The sequence below is a fragment of the Aquimarina addita genome, assembly GCF_039539305.1.
Taxonomy (GTDB): Bacteria; Bacteroidota; Bacteroidia; order Flavobacteriales; family Flavobacteriaceae; genus Aquimarina; species Aquimarina addita.
The window spans coordinates 94,630-113,619 of record NZ_BAABCW010000005.1 but is presented as its reverse complement, the minus strand read 5'-3'; the positions used below and the strand labels follow the sequence as shown (position 1 = coordinate 113,619).

General features: G+C 33.4%; 14 protein-coding genes. 6 read left to right on the top strand and 8 right to left on the bottom strand.

All coding sequences use genetic code 11. The features are described from left to right. Nucleotides 1–21: 21 nt before the first annotated feature. Genes ABD816_RS08155 through ABD816_RS08145 form a run of 3 tightly spaced genes read left to right on the top strand, consistent with a single transcriptional unit; the run spans nucleotide 22 to nucleotide 2,650 of the window. Complete coding sequence (locus tag ABD816_RS08155) at nucleotides 22–753, top strand: polyprenol monophosphomannose synthase (RefSeq protein WP_344926305.1); 732 nt, start codon at nucleotides 22–24, stop codon at nucleotides 751–753. Further along, nucleotides 750–2,096, top strand: coding sequence for a dihydroorotase (locus tag ABD816_RS08150; protein WP_344926304.1), 1,347 nt, complete (start codon nucleotides 750–752; stop codon nucleotides 2,094–2,096). Before ABD816_RS08155 ends, ABD816_RS08150 begins: the two co-directional genes overlap by 4 nt. Then, nucleotides 2,093–2,650 (top strand): DUF4296 domain-containing protein, encoded by a 558-nt coding sequence (locus tag ABD816_RS08145; protein WP_344926303.1) that lies wholly within the window; start codon nucleotides 2,093–2,095, stop codon nucleotides 2,648–2,650. The genes ABD816_RS08150 and ABD816_RS08145 overlap by 4 nt, the downstream gene beginning before the upstream one ends. Before the next feature lie 24 nt (nucleotides 2,651–2,674). Here ABD816_RS08145 and ABD816_RS08140 read toward each other — a convergent pair whose 3' ends face one another. Then, nucleotides 2,675–3,679, bottom strand: a complete 1,005-nt coding sequence (locus tag ABD816_RS08140) for an SDR family oxidoreductase (protein ID WP_344926300.1) — start codon at nucleotides 3,677–3,679, stop codon at nucleotides 2,675–2,677. 264 nt (nucleotides 3,680–3,943) lie between these two features. On the opposite strand from ABD816_RS08140, the gene ABD816_RS08135 reads away from it, so the two are divergent. The 3 genes from ABD816_RS08135 to tyrS all read left to right on the top strand — a co-directional run bounded on the left by ABD816_RS08135 (nucleotide 3,944) and on the right by tyrS (nucleotide 6,682). Next, nucleotides 3,944–4,525, top strand: a complete 582-nt coding sequence (locus ABD816_RS08135; RefSeq protein WP_344926298.1) for an RNA polymerase sigma factor — start codon at nucleotides 3,944–3,946, stop codon at nucleotides 4,523–4,525. A gap of 13 nt (nucleotides 4,526–4,538) precedes the next feature. Further along, on the top strand, nucleotides 4,539–5,288 hold the full coding sequence (locus tag ABD816_RS08130; RefSeq protein WP_344926297.1) for a tetratricopeptide repeat protein: 750 nt from the start codon (nucleotides 4,539–4,541) through the stop codon (nucleotides 5,286–5,288). Between the two features lie 98 nt (nucleotides 5,289–5,386). Beyond that, complete coding sequence (gene tyrS / locus ABD816_RS08125) at nucleotides 5,387–6,682, top strand: tyrosine--tRNA ligase (RefSeq protein WP_344926295.1); 1,296 nt, start codon at nucleotides 5,387–5,389, stop codon at nucleotides 6,680–6,682. 99 nt (nucleotides 6,683–6,781) lie between these two features. On the opposite strand, the gene ABD816_RS08120 is transcribed toward tyrS, so the two are convergent. The 7 genes from ABD816_RS08120 to ABD816_RS08090 all read right to left on the bottom strand — a co-directional run bounded on the left by ABD816_RS08120 (nucleotide 6,782) and on the right by ABD816_RS08090 (nucleotide 18,565). Next, a complete protein-coding gene (locus ABD816_RS08120; protein WP_344926294.1) occupies nucleotides 6,782–7,231 on the bottom strand; it encodes a YHS domain-containing (seleno)protein in 450 nt (149 codons plus the stop codon). A 197-nt stretch (nucleotides 7,232–7,428) separates the two neighbouring features. Beyond that, nucleotides 7,429–8,409 (bottom strand): LuxE/PaaK family acyltransferase, encoded by a 981-nt coding sequence (locus ABD816_RS08115; protein ID WP_344926293.1) that lies wholly within the window; start codon nucleotides 8,407–8,409, stop codon nucleotides 7,429–7,431. Nucleotides 8,410–8,651: 242 nt separating this feature from the next. Beyond that, nucleotides 8,652–8,981: a T9SS type A sorting domain-containing protein gene (locus tag ABD816_RS08110; RefSeq protein ID WP_344926291.1), complete on the bottom strand. Its 330-nt coding sequence runs from the start codon at nucleotides 8,979–8,981 to the stop codon at nucleotides 8,652–8,654. Between the two features lie 314 nt (nucleotides 8,982–9,295). Further along, nucleotides 9,296–12,145, bottom strand: coding sequence for a TonB-dependent receptor (locus ABD816_RS08105; RefSeq protein ID WP_344926288.1), 2,850 nt, complete (start codon nucleotides 12,143–12,145; stop codon nucleotides 9,296–9,298). Nucleotides 12,146–12,239: 94 nt separating this feature from the next. Beyond that, nucleotides 12,240–13,550: a hypothetical protein gene (locus tag ABD816_RS08100; protein ID WP_344926286.1), complete on the bottom strand. Its 1,311-nt coding sequence runs from the start codon at nucleotides 13,548–13,550 to the stop codon at nucleotides 12,240–12,242. An 856-nt stretch (nucleotides 13,551–14,406) separates the two neighbouring features. Beyond that, complete coding sequence (locus ABD816_RS08095; RefSeq protein ID WP_344926284.1) at nucleotides 14,407–15,735, bottom strand: autotransporter outer membrane beta-barrel domain-containing protein; 1,329 nt, start codon at nucleotides 15,733–15,735, stop codon at nucleotides 14,407–14,409. 31 nt (nucleotides 15,736–15,766) lie between these two features. Further along, nucleotides 15,767–18,565, bottom strand: coding sequence for a TonB-dependent receptor (locus ABD816_RS08090; protein WP_344926282.1), 2,799 nt, complete (start codon nucleotides 18,563–18,565; stop codon nucleotides 15,767–15,769). Between the last annotated feature and the right edge of the window lie 425 nt (nucleotides 18,566–18,990).

Below are 18,990 nucleotides of genomic sequence, written 5' to 3'. Positions count from 1 at the left end.
TTGCCTGAAAAAAAAGCGTACATGGTAGATGCAGTAGTTATAATACCTACCTATGATGAGATTGAAAATATAGAGAGAATCATTAGAAATGTGTTCTCTCTTCAGCGGGATTTTGATATATTAATTGTAGATGATAGCTCTCCCGATGGAACGGCTCTAAAAGTAAAACAACTACAATCAGATTTTTCTGATCGTCTTTTTTTAATAGAACGAAAAGGTAAGTTAGGTTTAGGTACAGCTTATATTACTGGATTTAAGTGGGCTTTAGAAAGATCTTATGCATTCATTTTTGAGATGGATGCAGATTTTTCTCATAATCCTAATGATCTGATTCGCCTCTATAATTCCTGCGCAAAAGGTAGTGCGCAACTAGCAATTGGGTCAAGGTACATCACTGGAGTTAATGTGGTCAACTGGCCAATGAGTAGGGTGTTGTTATCTTGGTGTGCTTCTAGATACGTTCGTTTTATAACAGGAATGGATATACAGGATACTACAGCTGGTTTCGTTTGTTATAAAAGAGAGGTTTTAGAAAAAATAAATCTGGAAAAGATCAAGTTTGTAGGATATGCCTTTCAGATTGAAATGAAGTTTAAAGCATATTTATTGAATTTTAAAATTAAAGAAATTCCAGTAATATTTACAGATAGAACAAGAGGAACTTCAAAAATGAGCAAAGGTATCATATCGGAAGCTATTTTTGGGGTATTAAAAATGAAATTTAATAGTTTATTTAATCGTTACGAAATATGATCACAAGCAGTGTGTTGATTAAGAATGCGAATATAGTCAATGAAGGAACCATCGTTAATGGCGATGTATATATAGAGAACGGTATTATCAGGGAGATTGCATCGCAGATCAGCGCTAAATCTCCTAATGTACAAGTGTATGATGCAGAAGGAAAATATTTATTGCCCGGTGTTATTGATGATCAAGTACATTTTAGAGAGCCTGGATTAACGCACAAGGCAACTATAGCAACAGAATCAAGGGCAGCGGTGGCAGGAGGAATTACTTCATTTATCGAAATGCCTAATACCAATCCTCAAGCAACAACTATAGAGAAACTGGAAGAAAAATTTGATATAGCAGAAAAGACAAGTTATGCCAATTATTCTTTTATGTTTGGAGGGACTAATGATAATCTGGAAGAAATTTTAAAAGTAGATCCTAAAAAAGTAGCAGCATTAAAACTTTTTTTAGGTTCTTCTACAGGTAACATGCTAGTAGATGATCCTGAGGTGTTAGAGAAAATCTTTTCCTCCACAGATCTTTTGATAGCTGTTCATTGCGAGGATGAAGATACAATTAAAGAAAATACGGCCAAATATAAAGAGGAGTACGGAGACGATATACCTATAGAATTGCATCCCATAATCAGAAGTGAAGAAGCTTGTTATTTATCTTCTTCTAAAGCAATTGAATTAGCAAAAAAAACGGGAGCCAGGCTTCATGTTTTTCATCTGTCTACCGCAAAGGAGTTAGAATTATTTACAAATAAAATTCCTTTAAAGGATAAAAAGATTACGGCAGAGGTATGTATACATCACCTTTGGTTTTCGGATCAGGATTATAAAGAAAAAGGAACTTTTATCAAATGGAATCCTGCTGTAAAAACTGCTAAGGATCGTGATGCTTTATTTAAGGCACTTCTGGATGATAGATTAGATGTGATTGCCACGGATCATGCTCCACATACTAAAGAAGAAAAAAATAATGTATATACAAAGGCTCCTTCCGGAGGTCCTTTAGTACAACACGCTTTACCAGCTATGCTAGAATTTTACCATCAGGATAAAATTTCTTTAGAAAAAATTGTAGAGAAGATGTGTCATAATCCTGCGATTTTGTTTGAGATCGAAAAAAGAGGATATATTAGAGAAGGTTATTTTGCTGATTTAGTATTAGTAGATCTTAATGCACCATGGGCAGTGAATGCTGATAATATAGCGTATAAGTGTGGTTGGTCGCCGTTTGAAGGGACTACCTTTAGATCCAGAATTACACATACGTTTGTTAACGGAGGGTTAGTATATAAGAATTTTAAATTCTATGATATAAAAAATGCAAAACGATTAACTTTTGAAAGATGATAGCCAAGCGTATTGTTTATAGCGTATTGTTTCTTTTTATTTTTGCTTGCCAGAGCTTGGATAACCCCAAAATGCCTGAGAATTTAATTGAAGAAGAACAAATGATCGATATTTTAAAAGATATCGCATTTGTAAAAGCTGCAAAAAGTTCGTATCGCAAAGTATTTGAATTAGAAAATATTGATCCTGAGGCTTATATACTTAGGAAATATAATATAGATAGTCTAACTTTTGCTGAAAATAACCATTGGTATGCTAGTCAATTGAAGACTTATGACAGAATATTCAGAACTGTAAAAGATACACTTGAATATTCGAAAAATTTGACAGATCGGTTAAGAAAACAACAAGATTCCTTGCAGAAAGTATACGATTCTATTTATAAACAAAAAGATGGAGAAGATACCATTAGTTCATCTGTTGACCAAGATATCAGAGAAAGGGAAATTGAAGAAAATTTAGAGGAGATTGATGAGGGAAATATAGAAGAATCTTCACGTAAATCCAAAGCCAAGGCTTTAAGAAATAAATTAAAAGAAGCTGAAAAAGAATGAATACGTACTAAAGATTTATCAAATTCAACTTAAAAATACCTTAGCAGTGTCTTTAATCGCCTGGTCGACTGGGGTGAAGGTATAATCGAGTTCCTTTTGTATTTTTTGATTATCATATATTGTAGTATTATAGGCACTTTTTAAGAACGATTTGAATATTAATCGTTTAGTCCTAAAAAATATGGATGATAAAAACTGAAAATAATAGGCTATTTTCATTAAAAAAGGAGACACATTTTTTGTGGGAGCGGGTTTGTTAATTGATGTTGCAATAAGAGTAAATGCATGCTTATAACTAAGGTTTTCGCTCACAACAATGTATCTTTCTGCTGTAATAGCACTTTGCGTTAATTGATACATAATATCAACTACATCTTGTACCGCCACATAGCCACCAATACCAGTTGTATAGTATTTCATTCCCTTGCTTATTCTCTTAAATAAATATCCGCTACCAGTGTCAAAAAAACCCGGGCCAATAATAATACCAGGATTAACAATAACTGCATTGAGCCCTTCTTGTATACCTCTCCATACTTCCATCTCTGCTCCGTACTTTGTAATTGCATACACAGAATTGGAAGATTCTGGATTCCATGTTGCGGTCTCGTCTATCTTAGATAACATAGTGTCTTCTCCCAATGTAGCAATAGAGCTTACATAACATAATTTCTCAATATTATGAATGAGTGCTAGGTTAACAATATTAGCAGTTCCTTCTATATTTATTTTACGAAGTTTCTTATAGTCAAATGGATTGAAGGAGATGAATGCTGCACAATGATATACTTTTGTTACATTTTTAAAAGCTGCAGTTAAGGATGGGATATCATTGAGTTCTCCTTGAACCCAGTCGATGGTATCAAATGCATCTCGTTGAGTAGAGATAGTAGATTGCTGGAATACGCTCTTAGCCGCCTCTTTTTTTATCGTTGTTCTATATAAAGCACGGATTTGTTGTTCCTCATTAACTAATTTACTTATTAAATGAACTCCTACTAAACCTGTCGCTCCCGTGACTAAAATCATCGTTTGTATTCTATAAGACTAAAATAAACAATTGCTATCAGAAAAATGGATTTACCCATATATAAAACCTAAAATTCTTAATTACCAGTGTGAAGATGGATCCGGTTTGATGAAGTGATTCCTATAAAAGATATAAAATAGCAATAAGAAAAGGAAATTATATTCGTTTCATCTATTTGTTAATAATAAGTGACTAAAAATGTTATTTTTACAAAGAATTTTACATTTATATAGTAACATTTCTTTATTTGATTACATTAACATATGAGTACGACCAGAGAGCGTAAAATAATGGAAGGTATTGTTACTGGCGATAGGCAGGTGATTAAGGAGTTTTATACTAATAACTATCCTTACATCAGAAAGTACATTATTCAGAATTCTGGTGACGAGACGGACGCAGAAGACGTTTTTCAGGATGCAATTATTATGATGTATCAAAAATTAAAAACAGGTACACTAGAAGTTCATTCGTCATTGCGGACTTATTTTTATGCGATATGTAAAAACATTTGGAGAAATAGATTGAGGAGGAATAAGAAATTTGTAGGGAGTAGTGATATGGTAAATGCTGAGGAAATTGATGTTTCTTTGTTAGAGGAAATCGAGCAAAAAGAACGCGAGCAATTATATCAACGGTATTTTTTGAAATTAAGCCATACTTGCAGAGAATTACTCACTATGGTGTTTGAAGGAAAAACGATGCGTGAAATATCAGATATGACTGAATACTCATCGGGATATGCGCGAAAGAAAAAATTCGATTGTAAGAAATCTTTGATGGATATGATAGAGAAGGATTCAGCGTATCATGAATTAACAATGATTAAAAAAGATATTTTCTGAATATTTAAAAATTATGGAAAGAACTCAAGAATTATTTGAAAAAATAGAAGGGTATCTTGCTAACACTTTATCTAAAGAAGAAGGGATAGCGTTCAGAAAAGAACTAGCTGTTAATAAAGAACTACAGGTAGAAGTAGAAAAACACAGGGAACTTCATGATGCGCTCAGTGATACGGATACACTTGCTTTTGCAGAAAAAATACGAAAAATAAGGAAAGAAATGATTCAGGAAGAAGCGGATACTACTGCTACTTCAGGTTTTAGATTCTCTTCTTTTTTAAAAATTGCAGCCTCTTTAGTACTCATCATAAGTTTAGGAACCTTATTATGGCAGGTTTCTCGACACGATAGCCCTCAGGATTTGTATACGGCATATTACGTACCGTATCCCGTTGAGGATGTAACGAGAGGGGTTGATCAGAAAGAATCAGATGAATTTCAAAAAAAATACAGAGAGAAAAAGTATGAAGAAGTTAGTGTAGTGTTAGAAAAAATTTCTGAAGATACTATGGATGAAAGACACAGGTTATATTTAGGAAATAGTTATTTAAATATTGGCAGGGAGCAAGATGCTTTGTTACAATTCCAACAAATTAGTGATACGAGTAAATATTATGAGCACGCCAGTTGGTTTCGAGCACTTACTTATTTAAAGCTTGAAGATACAGAAGCATCAGCTTTAATTTTACAAAAAATCATTACCTATAATGGAATATATGCTTTTAACGCAAAAGAGTTGTTAGAAAAACTGGAAAAAAAATAAGTAAAGTCAAAGTTCAAAAAATAGGATTTCTTATTTATTCATAGTTCTGTATGATGCATATTTTTATATTTGTCGCGTCTAAATAGAAATACACTACAATGGCGGTAAATTTTATAGAAGAACTACAATGGAGAGGTATGCTGCATGATGCAATGCCTGGAACAGAAAAATACCTTATGGAAACTATGAGAGCTGCATATGTAGGGTTTGATCCTACAGCAGATTCATTGCATATTGGTAATCTGGTGCCCATTATGTTATTAGCACATTTTCAACGGGCGGGGCATAAACCTTTTGCTTTGGTAGGTGGTGCTACTGGTATGATAGGTGATCCTTCTGGTAAATCTTCAGAACGTAATCTTCTTGATGAACAGACACTTCGACACAATCAGGAAGCTATAAAATCTCAACTATCTCACTTTTTGGATTTTGAAAGTAATATTGCAAATGCTGCAGTGCTTGTAAATAATTATGATTGGATGAAGGATTTCTCATTCCTCGAATTTATAAGGGATGTGGGTAAGCATATCACAGTAAATTATATGATGGCCAAAGATTCTGTAAAAAATAGAATTTCATCAGAGTCTACAGATGGAATGTCTTTTACAGAGTTTACCTACCAATTAGTGCAAGGATATGATTTTTTACATTTATACAAAGAGCACGATTGTACACTACAGATGGGAGGTAGTGATCAGTGGGGTAATATAACTACAGGAACTGAATTAATTAGAAGAATCGGTGGCGGAAAGGGATATGCGTTGACTTGTCCTTTAATCACTAAATCTGATGGTTCTAAGTTTGGTAAGTCTGAGGGTGGAAATGTTTGGTTAGATGCAGCACGTACCTCACCTTACAAGTTTTATCAATATTGGTTAAATACCAGCGATGAGGATGCAGAAAAATATATTAAAATCTTTACATTTTTAACAAAAGAAGAAATAGATGATCTAGTTGAAACGCATAAAGAGGCTCCTCATCAAAGGTTATTACAGAAAAAATTAGCAGATGAGATAACCGTAATAGTGCACTCAAAACAAGACTTAGATAATGCGATAAAGGCTTCTGATATTTTATTCGGGAAATCTACATCCGCAGATTTAAAGGGTTTAGATGAAGCTACTTTTTTAGATATTTTTGAAGGAGTACCACAAGCAGAAGTTTCGGAAGAGGTAATTAAAAATGGATTGGATATTATTGGAGCATTAGCAGAACAAACGGGCTTTCTAAAATCTAATGGAGAGGCAAGAAGAGCGTTAAAAGAAAATTCTATTGCTGTCAATAAAGAAAAGGTCAAAGATGGATATATACTTACTACTTCAGAGTTAATTAATGATCAGTTTATTTTATTACAACGAGGAAAAAAGAATTATTTTGTAATCAGAGTTGTTTAGTTTATAAATACTGTCTGGAATTCAAAAAAAAACAAAGCCTACTAGAATCTCTTCATAGTAGGCTTTGTCAAACTAACCAATCAATTATTGAAAAAACACTTACTTATTATTTTTTATTTTCTGCCAATTGGCATCTGCTTTATTTTTTAATTCTTTAGCGCCTTCATCTGTCCATTTTGTTAATGTATTTATTCCCCATGAATTGTAGAATAAATACAATTTTCCATCATGTATTTCAAAAGTTTTAGGATTTATATCTACTTTTTCTCCACTGGCTCCAACCGCATAAGCACAATATCCTCCGTATTGAGGAACGAACTTTTCTGGATCTTTTTTGAACATATCCAAGTTCGTCTGGCTTGCGAATTTATAGATTACATTATCGTGAGTTGTACTGTATTTATGATCTCCTTTTATAGCCTTGTTATTAAAATATTCTGTCACATCATACCCTTCTGCTATCACTCCTTTTTTTGTATTATAATCTATCTGTTGTGCATTTACTGAAATACTCAATAAGAATAATAGTAAAATAATGACCTTTTTCATACACCAAGTTTATACTGTTTTTTTAATACGTTAACTCAGTCGTAAACAATAAACAGACATTACAGTTTTAGTGTGGTAATAATTCTAAAATGATTTTATATCGCTTTTATTTTATTATTTCTCTTCTATTACAAATACGAAACTTTATATAGCTTGTTGCAGGAAAGATGAAAATTTAGATTTTTTTAACTAAGAAATTATAACGCCATTAGATTACATCCTCTGATGTCACTATGATCAAATCTTCCTAGAATTTCAAAACCACCATTAGCATGCGTTTTTCCGAGATCCTGAGTGGCTATAAATGAACAGGAGTGGATATTGGCCAAGTCTATTATATTAACTCCTCCTGTTTTACCGTCAGGAAAAGATGTTAATGCATCTTCTGGGTCGCGAACAGATACTTTCATCCACGGCGGGCAATAGAAAATACCATCCCCCTTAGAGTATGCCTGCGATAATAACTCGGTCATTCCGTATTCACTATGGATCTTAGGGATGTTAAACCCTTGGCTAAGTTCCTGATGTAACTCAGAACGGATCATTTCTTTTCTTTTGCCTTTCATTCCTCCTGTTTCCATAATAATAGTCGTATGGTCAAGGTGGAGCGTGTACTTTTCTATCAGATCTAATAAAGCAAAAGTAACTCCTATGAGAAGTGTCTTTCTCCCATTCTGCTGTAATTTTTTTAAGGTATTCACTAGTTTTTCAATATCATCCAGATAAAAATTACTGTCGGCTTGTAGGCTATCTTTGATCAAAGTGTCAACCATATAGACTAATGAAGAGCCGGTTCTTTCCAGATAAGATGGTAAAAGTGCTAAAACTGTATAATCTTTTATGTCCCCATAAAAATACTGAAACCCTTTTCTGAAACTATTTTCATAGATGTTAAGATCGTTGATGTAATGTTTACTTGTAATACTATTGGTTGTGCCACTGCTGGTAAAAACTTTTTGAACCGGAGCTAATGAACTTAAGATTTTTTTTTGTTTAAAAAATTCAATGGGGAGATAAGGAATGTCTTTACTTTGTTTGACAGAAGATTTGATAATACCAAGTAGATTGCAAAACCTTTGATAAACGGGGTTGTTAATATATTGATACTGAAAGATCCTTACTGCGGTTTTTTCAAAATCGTGTTCATCCTGGATGGTAAAAATCGTTTCAGATAACATAGTAAAATGTATTAAATCCGAATCATATTATAGATTGTTTGATACATCATTCTATCTGTCAGAATATTAAAATATTCAGAGTCATTTTATTATATAAAAACTCCAATAGGTTCTCACAAAAAAGAAACTGTGTATGAATACAAGTATCTCTGAATTCGTAGGAAACAAAGGTATAAAAAAGGTGTCTTTATAACTCTAATTTGAATTTAAAAAAAGAGCGTTTTGTAATTAAAGTATAAAAATTAATTTACAATTACTTTTTGAACGCTTGAGTGATCGCCGATTTTAACTCTAAATACATACACACCTTGAGTTAAAGAAGAAATATCCAAAACATTAGTTGTCATTACTTTGAATAATATTTGCTTCCCTAAGGCAGTAAAAACAGAAACTGTCTTGGATTTACCAGATTCAGATGTAATATATACGATAGAACTTGTAGTTGGATTTGGGAATATTTGCACTTTTTCTTGTGGTTCATCCTTGGATAAAGGAGATTGTGCTTGTAATTCTGAAGTACAGAAAACACTGAAAATGCCAATAAAAATAAGTAGTAGGTAGATTTTTTTCATATTTAGAGTATTTTGGGACCATAAAATTACAATATTTAATTAATATCTGCGTTACAATCAACTTTTTTTAACACGTTAAATATTTGTAAAACCAGTACTTGTAAATTTTTGAGTTCATTGAAAATCAATATGGCAGTAAATTATTTCTGCGAAAAAAGATGACCCATTTATATTTAAAAAATATAAATGGGTCATCTAATGTTAAATTCTGAATAATAATTCTCTTTATTATAGGCACCAAAATGGTAGACATTTACAAAGGATCTTCTATAAAGAGGATCCTTTGTAAATTTTGAGTTCTTTAGTCTTTTATTTTAAAACTTATAAGAATAGCTTAAAGAAATTTCCTGACCCGGGCTCCATTTAGAGAATAATTGATCCTCGGCTTTATAGGATTGATAAACACTTTCTATATCATCATTAAGAAGATTAGAGAACTTTAAGGTGATATTAGAATTTTTATCCTCTCCAAAAGATTTACTAATATTCATATTAACACTATGAAATGGAAGTGTAAAAACATCTGGGATATCACCGTTTCCAACTATTTGTAGTGTTTTTCCCTGTACATTATAAAAAATGCCTCCCTGCCAACCAGTATCCTGGTTGTTATAGTTAATACCAAGGTTCACTAAGAATGGTGATTGTCCTTGTAAGGTTCTGCCATCCTCTAATTCTTCTCCTTCTCTTAAATTATCTTCTCTGGCGTCTCTTTCATCCTCACTAAAGTTTTGATTAGATTCTATCATTGAAAAATTAGTAGTGACATTAAATTTTTCTAAACCGGAAATGAATCCTAAATTTCTTCTAAATTCAATTTCTGCTCCATATATGGAAGCATCTCCAAGGTTTAGAGGGGTTAATTGTCCTCTTGCTTCTCTGATAAAACTAAGCTCTATAGGATCATCAAATTTCTTGTAAAACGCACTGATTGCAAAAAAATTGGTAGACGCTCCATAGACTTCATAACGCAAATCAATATTATCAATATAAGTAGGTTGGATATCGATGTTGCCAATAAAAAATGTGTTCGATATAGGATCAAAAATTTCTGCAATTGATGCTTCTTTAAAAGAAGGACGAGCTGTAGTTTTACTATAAGATCCTCTTAGTTTTTGATTACCATCTTCGTTAAGGTCTAATATCAAGTTAGCAGAGGGAAAAAAGTTAGATTTATCAAGAATTTTTGCCTCGTCAAACCTTAATCCATCTTGCCGCTCACCAGTGTATATTAAGTCAAATTTTTCAAAGCGGACCCCCATAATAGCATTTAATCTGTCGGATATTTTGAATTCTTCTGAGACATAGCCTGCGGCAATATGTATAGTAGAATCAAAGGTGTCAGATATATTAGAATCACGTCTTACATAAATTCCTTCTCCAGTATCTGGATTAAAAATATTATCAGGGCTTAAAAGCTCATTGGGGTCACCATTGAAGGTGTCAGCACTATTGGAGCCAATAAATGGAAATGAAAACTGATCAATACTAAAATCTCTTTGTTTATAAGTGTAGGCTCCACCAAATAGGAGTTTTGCATCTCTGCCAAATAATGTGTGCTTTTTAGAAAGATCTAGTTTTCCAGCAAGGTTATTCTCTTCTAAATCTCTCCAGAATCTACTGGCATCTCCAGCTTCACTAGGAGAAATAACAAAATCGGTAGAACCATCATTATTAGATTGGATTAAAAATGGTGTCGATCTAAAATCTTTATCATAAACTCTAGAAATAGTAGGAGCAACCTTCCACTCGATGTTCCAAGAAGCATCTTCGTTACTATGTTTTCCTGTTAACAACAAGTTTGTAATAGATCGTTCAGTATAGACCAGATTATCTTTTTTTATTCTATTAGAATTCACTGAAAAGTTTGATTGATTAAGCAAAGAGGCTTTGGATTCACCATTCTGTATATGAATTATATTTACTTTATATTTTGATTTGTCAGTTTTATAGGATAACCCACCCAGTGCACTAATAAGTACATTGTTAGTACCTAACTCTGCGTTTTGTGTTCTATCAGTAATTAATTCAAATACAGAAGCATCCTGATCATTTTTTCTATAGACCTGACCATCGATATACTCATCAAAGTATGTAGTTTCATTTTTGTAGGATACAGAGCCAAAAAGGCCTAATTTATTATCACCAATAGTAAATTGGTTTCCAGCGGTAAATCCAATATTGAAATCCATAAAACTTTTATTTCTTTCGGCCGCCATGGTTCTATTAAACAGAGAGGTATTTATGTTAGCAGCTTCTCCATCTACCTGGGGTAGTGTTAGGGTTCCTGAGAGGTTGGATAAAGGATTGTCTCGGTTACCATCGTCAAAACCAAGAGCATCGGTGTTACTTCCTTCATACGAAAGGTAGTTATTATTAAAATGCATACTTTCATTATATGCAATTCCTGCAGAAACGCTGAAATCTTTTTTGGACGGAAAATCTTTTGTGATAATATCAACGACGCCACCAGTAAAATCAGCTGTCTGATCTGCTGTAAATGATTTAACTACTAAAATATTTTCTAGTATGTTAGTTGGGAAAATATCAAGTTGTAGTGTGTTTCTATCTGGATCAAGACCAGGTACATCTACTCCATTTAAAATAGTTTTGGTATACCGGTCTCCCAGACCTCTTACATATACGTATTTACCACCTTGAACGGATACTCCTGGTACATTTTTTACTGCTGCAGCGATATTGCTGGCACCTGTAGTTTTAATACTCTCGATAGAAAGTCCATCCATAAGTTTTACTGAATTACGCTGAAGGGTTAGTACGGCTTCTTCTGTGTTTTTTCTTACAGTCGTAGTGATTATTACATCATCTAGTTGTGCTGCGCTCGCGTTCAGTGTTACGTTAAGGTCTATGATATCATTATCATTATTGATTTGAACATCAACAACTTGTTTTGTTTCGTAACCAATAAAAGAAAAAATAACAGTATAAGTGCCTGGGGCAACAGAAAGCTCGTAAAATCCATCAAAGTCAGAAGTGGTGCCAGTGTTGTTTTCTTTTAATGATACATTTGCGAAGGGTAATACGTCATTGGTTTCGCCATCTATTACTTTACCTGTGATTTTTCCTTGTGCAAAGGATATATGACCAGTAGTTAAAATGAAGAACACTATTAAAATTTTATTTGCAATTCTTTGACTATACATGGAGTTAATTGTTATTTAATATAATCATTGCTCGTTCTTCAATTAGAACGAGCAATGATTTATATAATCTGTTGTGATTTGAATATATTCTGGACTAGAAACCAAGACCCGCTTTAGTATTAGAATACGTCCAGCTAAAATCAGATGTAGTTGCACCGACAGTTCCTGTAGTTACCGCAGTAGTCCAACCTTCAGCTTGAGCAGTGAATGTTGTACCAGTTGTAGTTTCAATAATTAAGTCTTGTAATACATCATCAGCACTAGAGTCATTATCACAATTTTCAATACACCCTCCTTTTTCAACAAAGATATCTGCACCACTTACTACTCCGGTCCATAAAATAACTTCCCAGTTTTCAAAAGATAGCTCACCATCGATATAATTTTGTGCAACTCCGTTATTATCTAATTCTACATCTGCAGATTCTTCAAAACCATACACTAAGACATTACTTGTAGTACCTGTTGCTCCACTTCTGTAATCTGCTACTTCACCACTAGCAGAACCTATTAAAGTTACATTTTGTAATACAAAAGAACCAGCAGCTTCTCCTTCTGGTCCATCAATTTCTAATGCGTGATCAGAAATATTACCCTGAACTACAATAACATTATCTATAGTTCCAGCATATGCCTGATCTATATCAATTGCATCATCACCTTGTGCCCAAACGAAAAGATTGGAAGCATTTACAGTTCCACCAAAAAACTCAACACCGTCATCAACGTTTCCTACTACTTCGATATGACTAATAGTAGTTCCTGTACCAACACCACCTAAGGTAAGTCCGTTTATTTCATTACCCTCTCCTATTAGCGCACCACCGTGTCTAATAGATATGTAGGTCAGTGTTCCGGAATTATCGGCTGCGTTTGTTCCTCCGTATAAACCATTAGTGTCACTAGCAGGAATACCTTCGATCTGTGCTGTTTCTGCATTCCCATCTAGAGATACAGGTGCATTTCCTAATACAATTAAACCTCCCCATAATCCTCTTTGATTCTGATCTAAGTTTGTCCCTGCAGTTTCTCCAATCGCAATATCATCTGCAATAGAAGTAAAAATAATAGGTGCACTGGCTGTTCCAGCAGCATTAATGGCTGCGTCTTGGGCAATAATAAGAACAGATGCATTTGCTCCGGTTCCACCTTCTGCCTTTATGATAGTACCAGGCTCAATAGTAAGAGTTGCTCCGCTAGTGACCGTTACCCTGCCATCTAATGTCCAGATAACATCACTTGTTAATGTTAGATCTTCAGTAATTTGTCCTTCTAGTGTGGTGCTTACTTCACCATCTCCATCATCGTCACTTCCTCCAATAACTCCATTTCCGTTATCATCACTTCCACAACTCGTGAAAGCTAAAAAAGAAAATACTAATCCTGTGATAAATAATTTTTTCATGATTTAAATGTTTTGTTCTTGTGTCCTTGATTTTTGAGTTTAAAAACTTTTACAAATAAATACGGTTTTGCAGTAAATGGTTTTATGACAGTATTATCCTTAGTTTAAGGGATTGTGATGCCAGGGAAGTTTTAAAAAAGTAGATCTTATCATCATAGAGTAATCATTTATTATTTTTTATAATTGGTGAGTGAGATGTTAAAATTCAGTAACCATATATAGTTAACGTTTATTTTTAACATATAAAAAATGTAATTTTTAAAGAAAAAGTAGGGGAATTATGAATTGTTTTGTTTTGGAGGGGTATTATCTTAATATTACGAAAAGGTTAAAGGAGGCAAAACGCTGAGAAGTATCTTAACATTACAGTAAAGTTACTTGATTCAGGTAGTGAAAATATAATCAGAATCGATGCGTTTTTGAGTATAATTTAGGGTTGAAAGAAAAACCAGGGCCACTGGTCATAAGACTCATAATTAGTGCCTGAGAATATTAAAAAAAGAGAAGGCTGAAGAGAATCATTGCCGTTGTTGGATAACATATGATCTTCCAGCCTTCTACGAACACGTCTTGTGTACTTGTTGTACTTTCTTGAAGGAAAGTAAATGAAGAGTAACTTATATTTTTAATTTTAGAATAGAATTCTGATTACAAAGTAAGCTCCTTTTCTCGTTATTAATTTTATGGCATTGTTAATCTTGGATTAAGTAACTGTAATTTTTTTAGAAATTAATTCGAGTTTAGTTATCTAAACATTATTTAATGATATAAAAGCCAATTTTATTAATGTATTATTTAAAAAGAAAAGCATCCTTATATCATATATCAGGATGCTTTTTACTTATTGTTATTTAACTTATAAACGTGACCAGTTTGCTATCCATGTATCGCCTTCTTGTAAAGCTCCAACATAGTTAGCAGCTGTAAAGAATGTTCCCAATGTAGAAGGATCAAAGTTATCTACACCATCAATAACAGTTGTGTATTGATATGTTCCTCTATATCCTGTTATTGCAAAATCTGTAGGGATTGCAGTTCCTGCATTGTTGAAAGGGTCTCCCGATCCGTCAAATGTAAAGTTGGTAAAGGTTGCAAAATCAGCCAAATCTACAGTAGCCGCACTCTCATGGCTTATATCAAAAGAAGTTACGTTGTCTATGATTGAGTTTCTAACGATTACTTCATTGTTATTGAGGTTTGTCAGTGTTTGATCATCATCTACCTCGATTCCTTTTCCCGGGAATGCTTTGATGATGGTATTGTACATGGATACTTTAGTTCCTGCTCTAAACTCTATACCTTTATTCTCTCCATCACCATCTTCTGCTCCTATTAAGGTAATGTTGGATAAAGTAGGGTTAGAAAAGGGAGCTGCACTTGGATTATCAGCAAAGTTATCTGCTTCAATTCCTTTATCTCCAGCTAAAGAAGTTTGTTGCGCAATCCAGAACTGACCATTACCAATCCATCCATCTGTCCAGTCATAAGAATCATCTCCTGCACCAGTTACAATAGCATATTTTAGGTTTACGGTTCCTCCAAAAAACTCGATACCATCATCATTTCCATTAAATGCCTGGATATACTCTAATGTGGTTCCGCTACCTACTCCGTATAATGATAGCCCATTATATTCTGCATCATCATTAATTTTGCCTCCTGTATATTCTAGTCTTACATATCTTAAGATACCAGAATTATCAGTGGCATCAGTACCACCATAAGTAAGGTTAGCAACTTCTGTTGTCGCTGTAGTTCCTCTATTAATAGGAGCATTACCAGCGATTAACAGACCACCCCAATCTCCTGGGTTAGGCGTCGATTGATTAGAAGTGAAGACAATGGGTTGACTTGCAGTTCCTTCTGCTATAATAGTTGCACCTTGTTCTATAGCCAGATATGCAAAAACACCTCCTGTATTTCCTGCGACAATTCTTGTACCAGCTTCAATTGTTAATGTTGTATTTTCTTTTACAGAAACACCTCCCAGTAATTCATAAACTTCGCTGGCAACCAGTGTTGTATTTTCAGTTATTTCTCCTTCTAGAATCGTAGTTCCTGACTCAGTACCACTACCACCTTCTATAATGGTGATATCACCAATATTATCTTCTTGTATGGTACATGCATTAAATAGCACTGCTACTCCTGCTAATAATCCAATTATAGTTCCTTTTGTTTTCATCTTTTTTGTTTTTTATAATTGTGTTCGTTTTTTATAATTTATAAGTCAGACCTAATGAAATATTGATTCCACGATCAAATTGATAGGTGGTTAATTCCTGACCTATATTTTCCTGATTTTGATATCTGGTTTCTGATGGGTTTAGTAGGTTTTTTGCTTTTAAACTAAGTTCAATATGATCTCCAATTTCATCTTTAATATTAAAATTCAGTGATCCAAAGCCTTTTTCAAAAATATCTCCACGACCATTACTTCCTGCAGCATATATACGGTCTCCAAAAATATTGAAATCCAAAACTGAAGTAATTTTATGTTTTTCAAATTCTTTAGAATATGCTAGATCAGTATTAATTAGGAATGGCGAAGCTCCTTGTAGTTTTCTTTTGTTGTTTGTTAAAGCTACATTCACTCCATTTACAATTAAATCTTCATCAATAGTTACCTCAGAATACATAAAAGTAGTATTGAGACCTAAGGTCAGGTCATTCCAAACACTTTCTTCTGTCTTAAAAAGATGACCTAGATTCTTTTTTAATTCTATTTCTGCACCAGCTACAACCGCATATTCTGTATTACCAAAAGAAAAGAAATTGGATGCAGAGGCAATACCGATTTTTTCGATAGGACTATCCAGATATTTACCAAATAAAGTAGCACTGATTAGCTCTCCGGATTGTTCTGGAAAGAATTCCCACTTCACATCAAAATTGTAATTGTCAGAGTATTGCAGGTCTGGATTACCAAAGGTAGATTCTGTTACATCTTCATCAAGAAAAGGGGCCACTTCAGTAAATTTGGGAAGCGTCACTGTTTTGCTTACTGCTAAACGAAGATTAGACTGTTCATTTAAAGTATATTTAAAATCAAGGCTTGGTAATAAAAAGGTTTCATTGATTGTATTTTGTCTAAAATCACTGGTTTCTAAATCCCCGAGTAGTCTATAATAGATGTTTTGTTCGAATAATTCTACTCGAACACCACCATTTACTAGTAGCTTGTCACTTAATTGATATTGTAGATTAGCATATCCACCATAATTAGTGAAATCTGCATTATAAAGTCTGGTAGGATTCAGGTTTTCCAAAACTACATATTCTCCAGCTAAAAAGTTGTTTTCATTTAAAATAGCATCCGGATCATTAAAGTCTGCAATAAGGTCATTCACATTATTGAGATTGTAGTTTAATTGATTTGCTTCAAAATCACGCTCTTTCTTTCTGCCAAAAGTTCCGAGGGTTAGTTTATTCAAAAATTCATCATCCTCATTTTTACCAAAATTAATATCAAAGTCAATTTTTCCAGAGAAGTCTGTTTCATTTAATTCTTGATAAAAACGTTGGTTATTGGCAAAATCAGGACTTGTTGCATCTCCTAAAACTAATCCATTTTCAGTTTCAGTAAAGATCAACTGCCTGCGGTCAGGAATTAGTCCTTGTGCTTTGTTATAAGCTCCTCCCCAATTTAGTTTATACTTGTTTTCAGCAAAATTATGTTCTCCTGCAAGTTGCTGAGTAAAAACATTATTTTGCTCATAAGTACCACGTCTGATACGGATAAATACATCTGTATCTTCACTACTCAGTCCTCTATACTCCTTAAGCTCATCTTTAGTATCGTTTACAAACAAGGTTGTCGATAAAAGCTTGTGGTCACTATTAATTCTATAGCCGATACTACCTAATGTAGTCGTGTTTGTTTTGTAACTATATCGATTTACATCTTCAAAAAAGCCAATTCCTACAGTAGATTCTCCAGCAGTATTATATGCAGCTTCTGTTCCGTCAAGTGAGGTCTCATGACCCTGACTAAAAGAGGCCGTAAAAAGGACATCTAATTTTTGTACTTCTCCTAGATTAAAAGATGTGCCACCCGATACTCCAAACCCTCCATCGGGTCCACTAAATCTTTTTTTAGGGTTAAAGGATGTGTCAAAAGGATAATAGTTGATATCTGTACTTGTATATTGATAATTTGGTATATCTAAAAATACAGGAACCCTTCTGGAACCATCATCTAATCCCCATTGATCATATTGACCTCCATTTAATAAGAAAAAATCATTTCTAACAGCATTGGTGTTTATACCAGAACTAAAAGAAAAATCAAGAAAACCTTTACCAGGACGATCTTTAGTATCTATATTAACACTTGCTCCAGCAAAATCTCCATAGATATTAGGAGCATAGGTTTTATAAATCCCTAAATTCTCGACAATATCAGTAGGGAAAATACTTAAATCAATCATTTTTAATTTAGGATTTAGCGATGGAATCGGTAAACCATTTAAGTATGCATTATTGTAACGATCTCCTAAGCCTCGTACATATAGCTTATCACTTTGTTTAGAAATCCCTGTAGCTTTGGTTAAACCCGTAGCCACATCACTTACTCCTTTTTTAGAAAGTTCTTGGGCACCAATTTTTTGTTGAATAGTCACTGCATTTTTTTGTTCTAATAAAATTGCAACTTCGGATTCTTTTTTAACAGTAGTTTTGATAATAACCTCGTCTAGTGCTGCTGCACTAGCTCCAAGGGAGGCATTTAATGTGCTTGTTTCACCTGGGTTTACAGTAACTTCTTTTGTTAATGTCTCATATCCTACAAAACTAAATTCTATAGTATAGTTGCCTGATGAAAGATTGTCAATGGTATATAATCCATCAAAATCAGTAGTAGTTCCTTTAGAAGTTCCTTTGATCAATACATTTGCAAAGGGTAAAGGTTGATCGTTTGCTTCTTTGTCAAGCAAAGTACCAGTTATCGAACCGGTGTCCTGCGCACTACTTATCCCAACAACGAATAGTGCACAGAGAATGATAAATTTTCTCATGTAACGTGTTCTAAATTTGGTGCAAATAACGATAGCTATTGTTACCTGTGCGTTACTGAAAAATTAAATAAGAGTGATTTTAACGTTACCAGAATGTTACCTGCGTTTTTGGAAATCTATAGATTTTTGCTAGAAATATGAATTTGAAAACATATAATCATTAGTAAATAAAGAGGTTGGGTAGCTGCTGGTTGAGTTTATTTTATATGTTAAGAAAATGATTTGCAGTAGAAAAATGATAAATATCAAAATCAATAAAAGAAATGAATGTAAAAAAATAGAATTTACAGTGAATTATAACTATCGAATTGGATGTACTCATTCGTTTTAATAACGTTCAGGTTTTTGAAAAGGTGAAACATAAAAAAACCGTTAAAAATGCTTTAACGGTTCGGTTCTATATAATTTATTTAAAATTTGTCAGA

Coding starts and splice junctions, on each gene's coding strand:
- ABD816_RS08105 (WP_344926288.1), bottom strand. CDS start 12,145: ATGTATAGTCAAAGAATTGCAAATAAAATTTTAATAGTGTTCTTCATT.
- ABD816_RS08090 (WP_344926282.1), bottom strand. CDS start 18,565: ATGAGAAAATTTATCATTCTCTGTGCACTATTCGTTGTTGGGATAAGT.
- ABD816_RS08155 (WP_344926305.1), top strand. CDS start 22: ATGGTAGATGCAGTAGTTATAATACCTACCTATGATGAGATTGAAAAT.
- ABD816_RS08120 (WP_344926294.1), bottom strand. CDS start 7,231: ATGAAAAAGGTCATTATTTTACTATTATTCTTATTGAGTATTTCAGTA.
- ABD816_RS08095 (WP_344926284.1), bottom strand. CDS start 15,735: ATGAAAACAAAAGGAACTATAATTGGATTATTAGCAGGAGTAGCAGTG.
- ABD816_RS08100 (WP_344926286.1), bottom strand. CDS start 13,550: ATGAAAAAATTATTTATCACAGGATTAGTATTTTCTTTTTTAGCTTTC.
- ABD816_RS08135 (WP_344926298.1), top strand. CDS start 3,944: ATGAGTACGACCAGAGAGCGTAAAATAATGGAAGGTATTGTTACTGGC.
- ABD816_RS08130 (WP_344926297.1), top strand. CDS start 4,539: ATGGAAAGAACTCAAGAATTATTTGAAAAAATAGAAGGGTATCTTGCT.
- tyrS (WP_344926295.1), top strand. CDS start 5,387: ATGGCGGTAAATTTTATAGAAGAACTACAATGGAGAGGTATGCTGCAT.
- ABD816_RS08150 (WP_344926304.1), top strand. CDS start 750: ATGATCACAAGCAGTGTGTTGATTAAGAATGCGAATATAGTCAATGAA.
- ABD816_RS08145 (WP_344926303.1), top strand. CDS start 2,093: ATGATAGCCAAGCGTATTGTTTATAGCGTATTGTTTCTTTTTATTTTT.
- ABD816_RS08110 (WP_344926291.1), bottom strand. CDS start 8,981: ATGAAAAAAATCTACCTACTACTTATTTTTATTGGCATTTTCAGTGTT.
- ABD816_RS08115 (WP_344926293.1), bottom strand. CDS start 8,409: ATGTTATCTGAAACGATTTTTACCATCCAGGATGAACACGATTTTGAA.
- ABD816_RS08140 (WP_344926300.1), bottom strand. CDS start 3,679: ATGATTTTAGTCACGGGAGCGACAGGTTTAGTAGGAGTTCATTTAATA.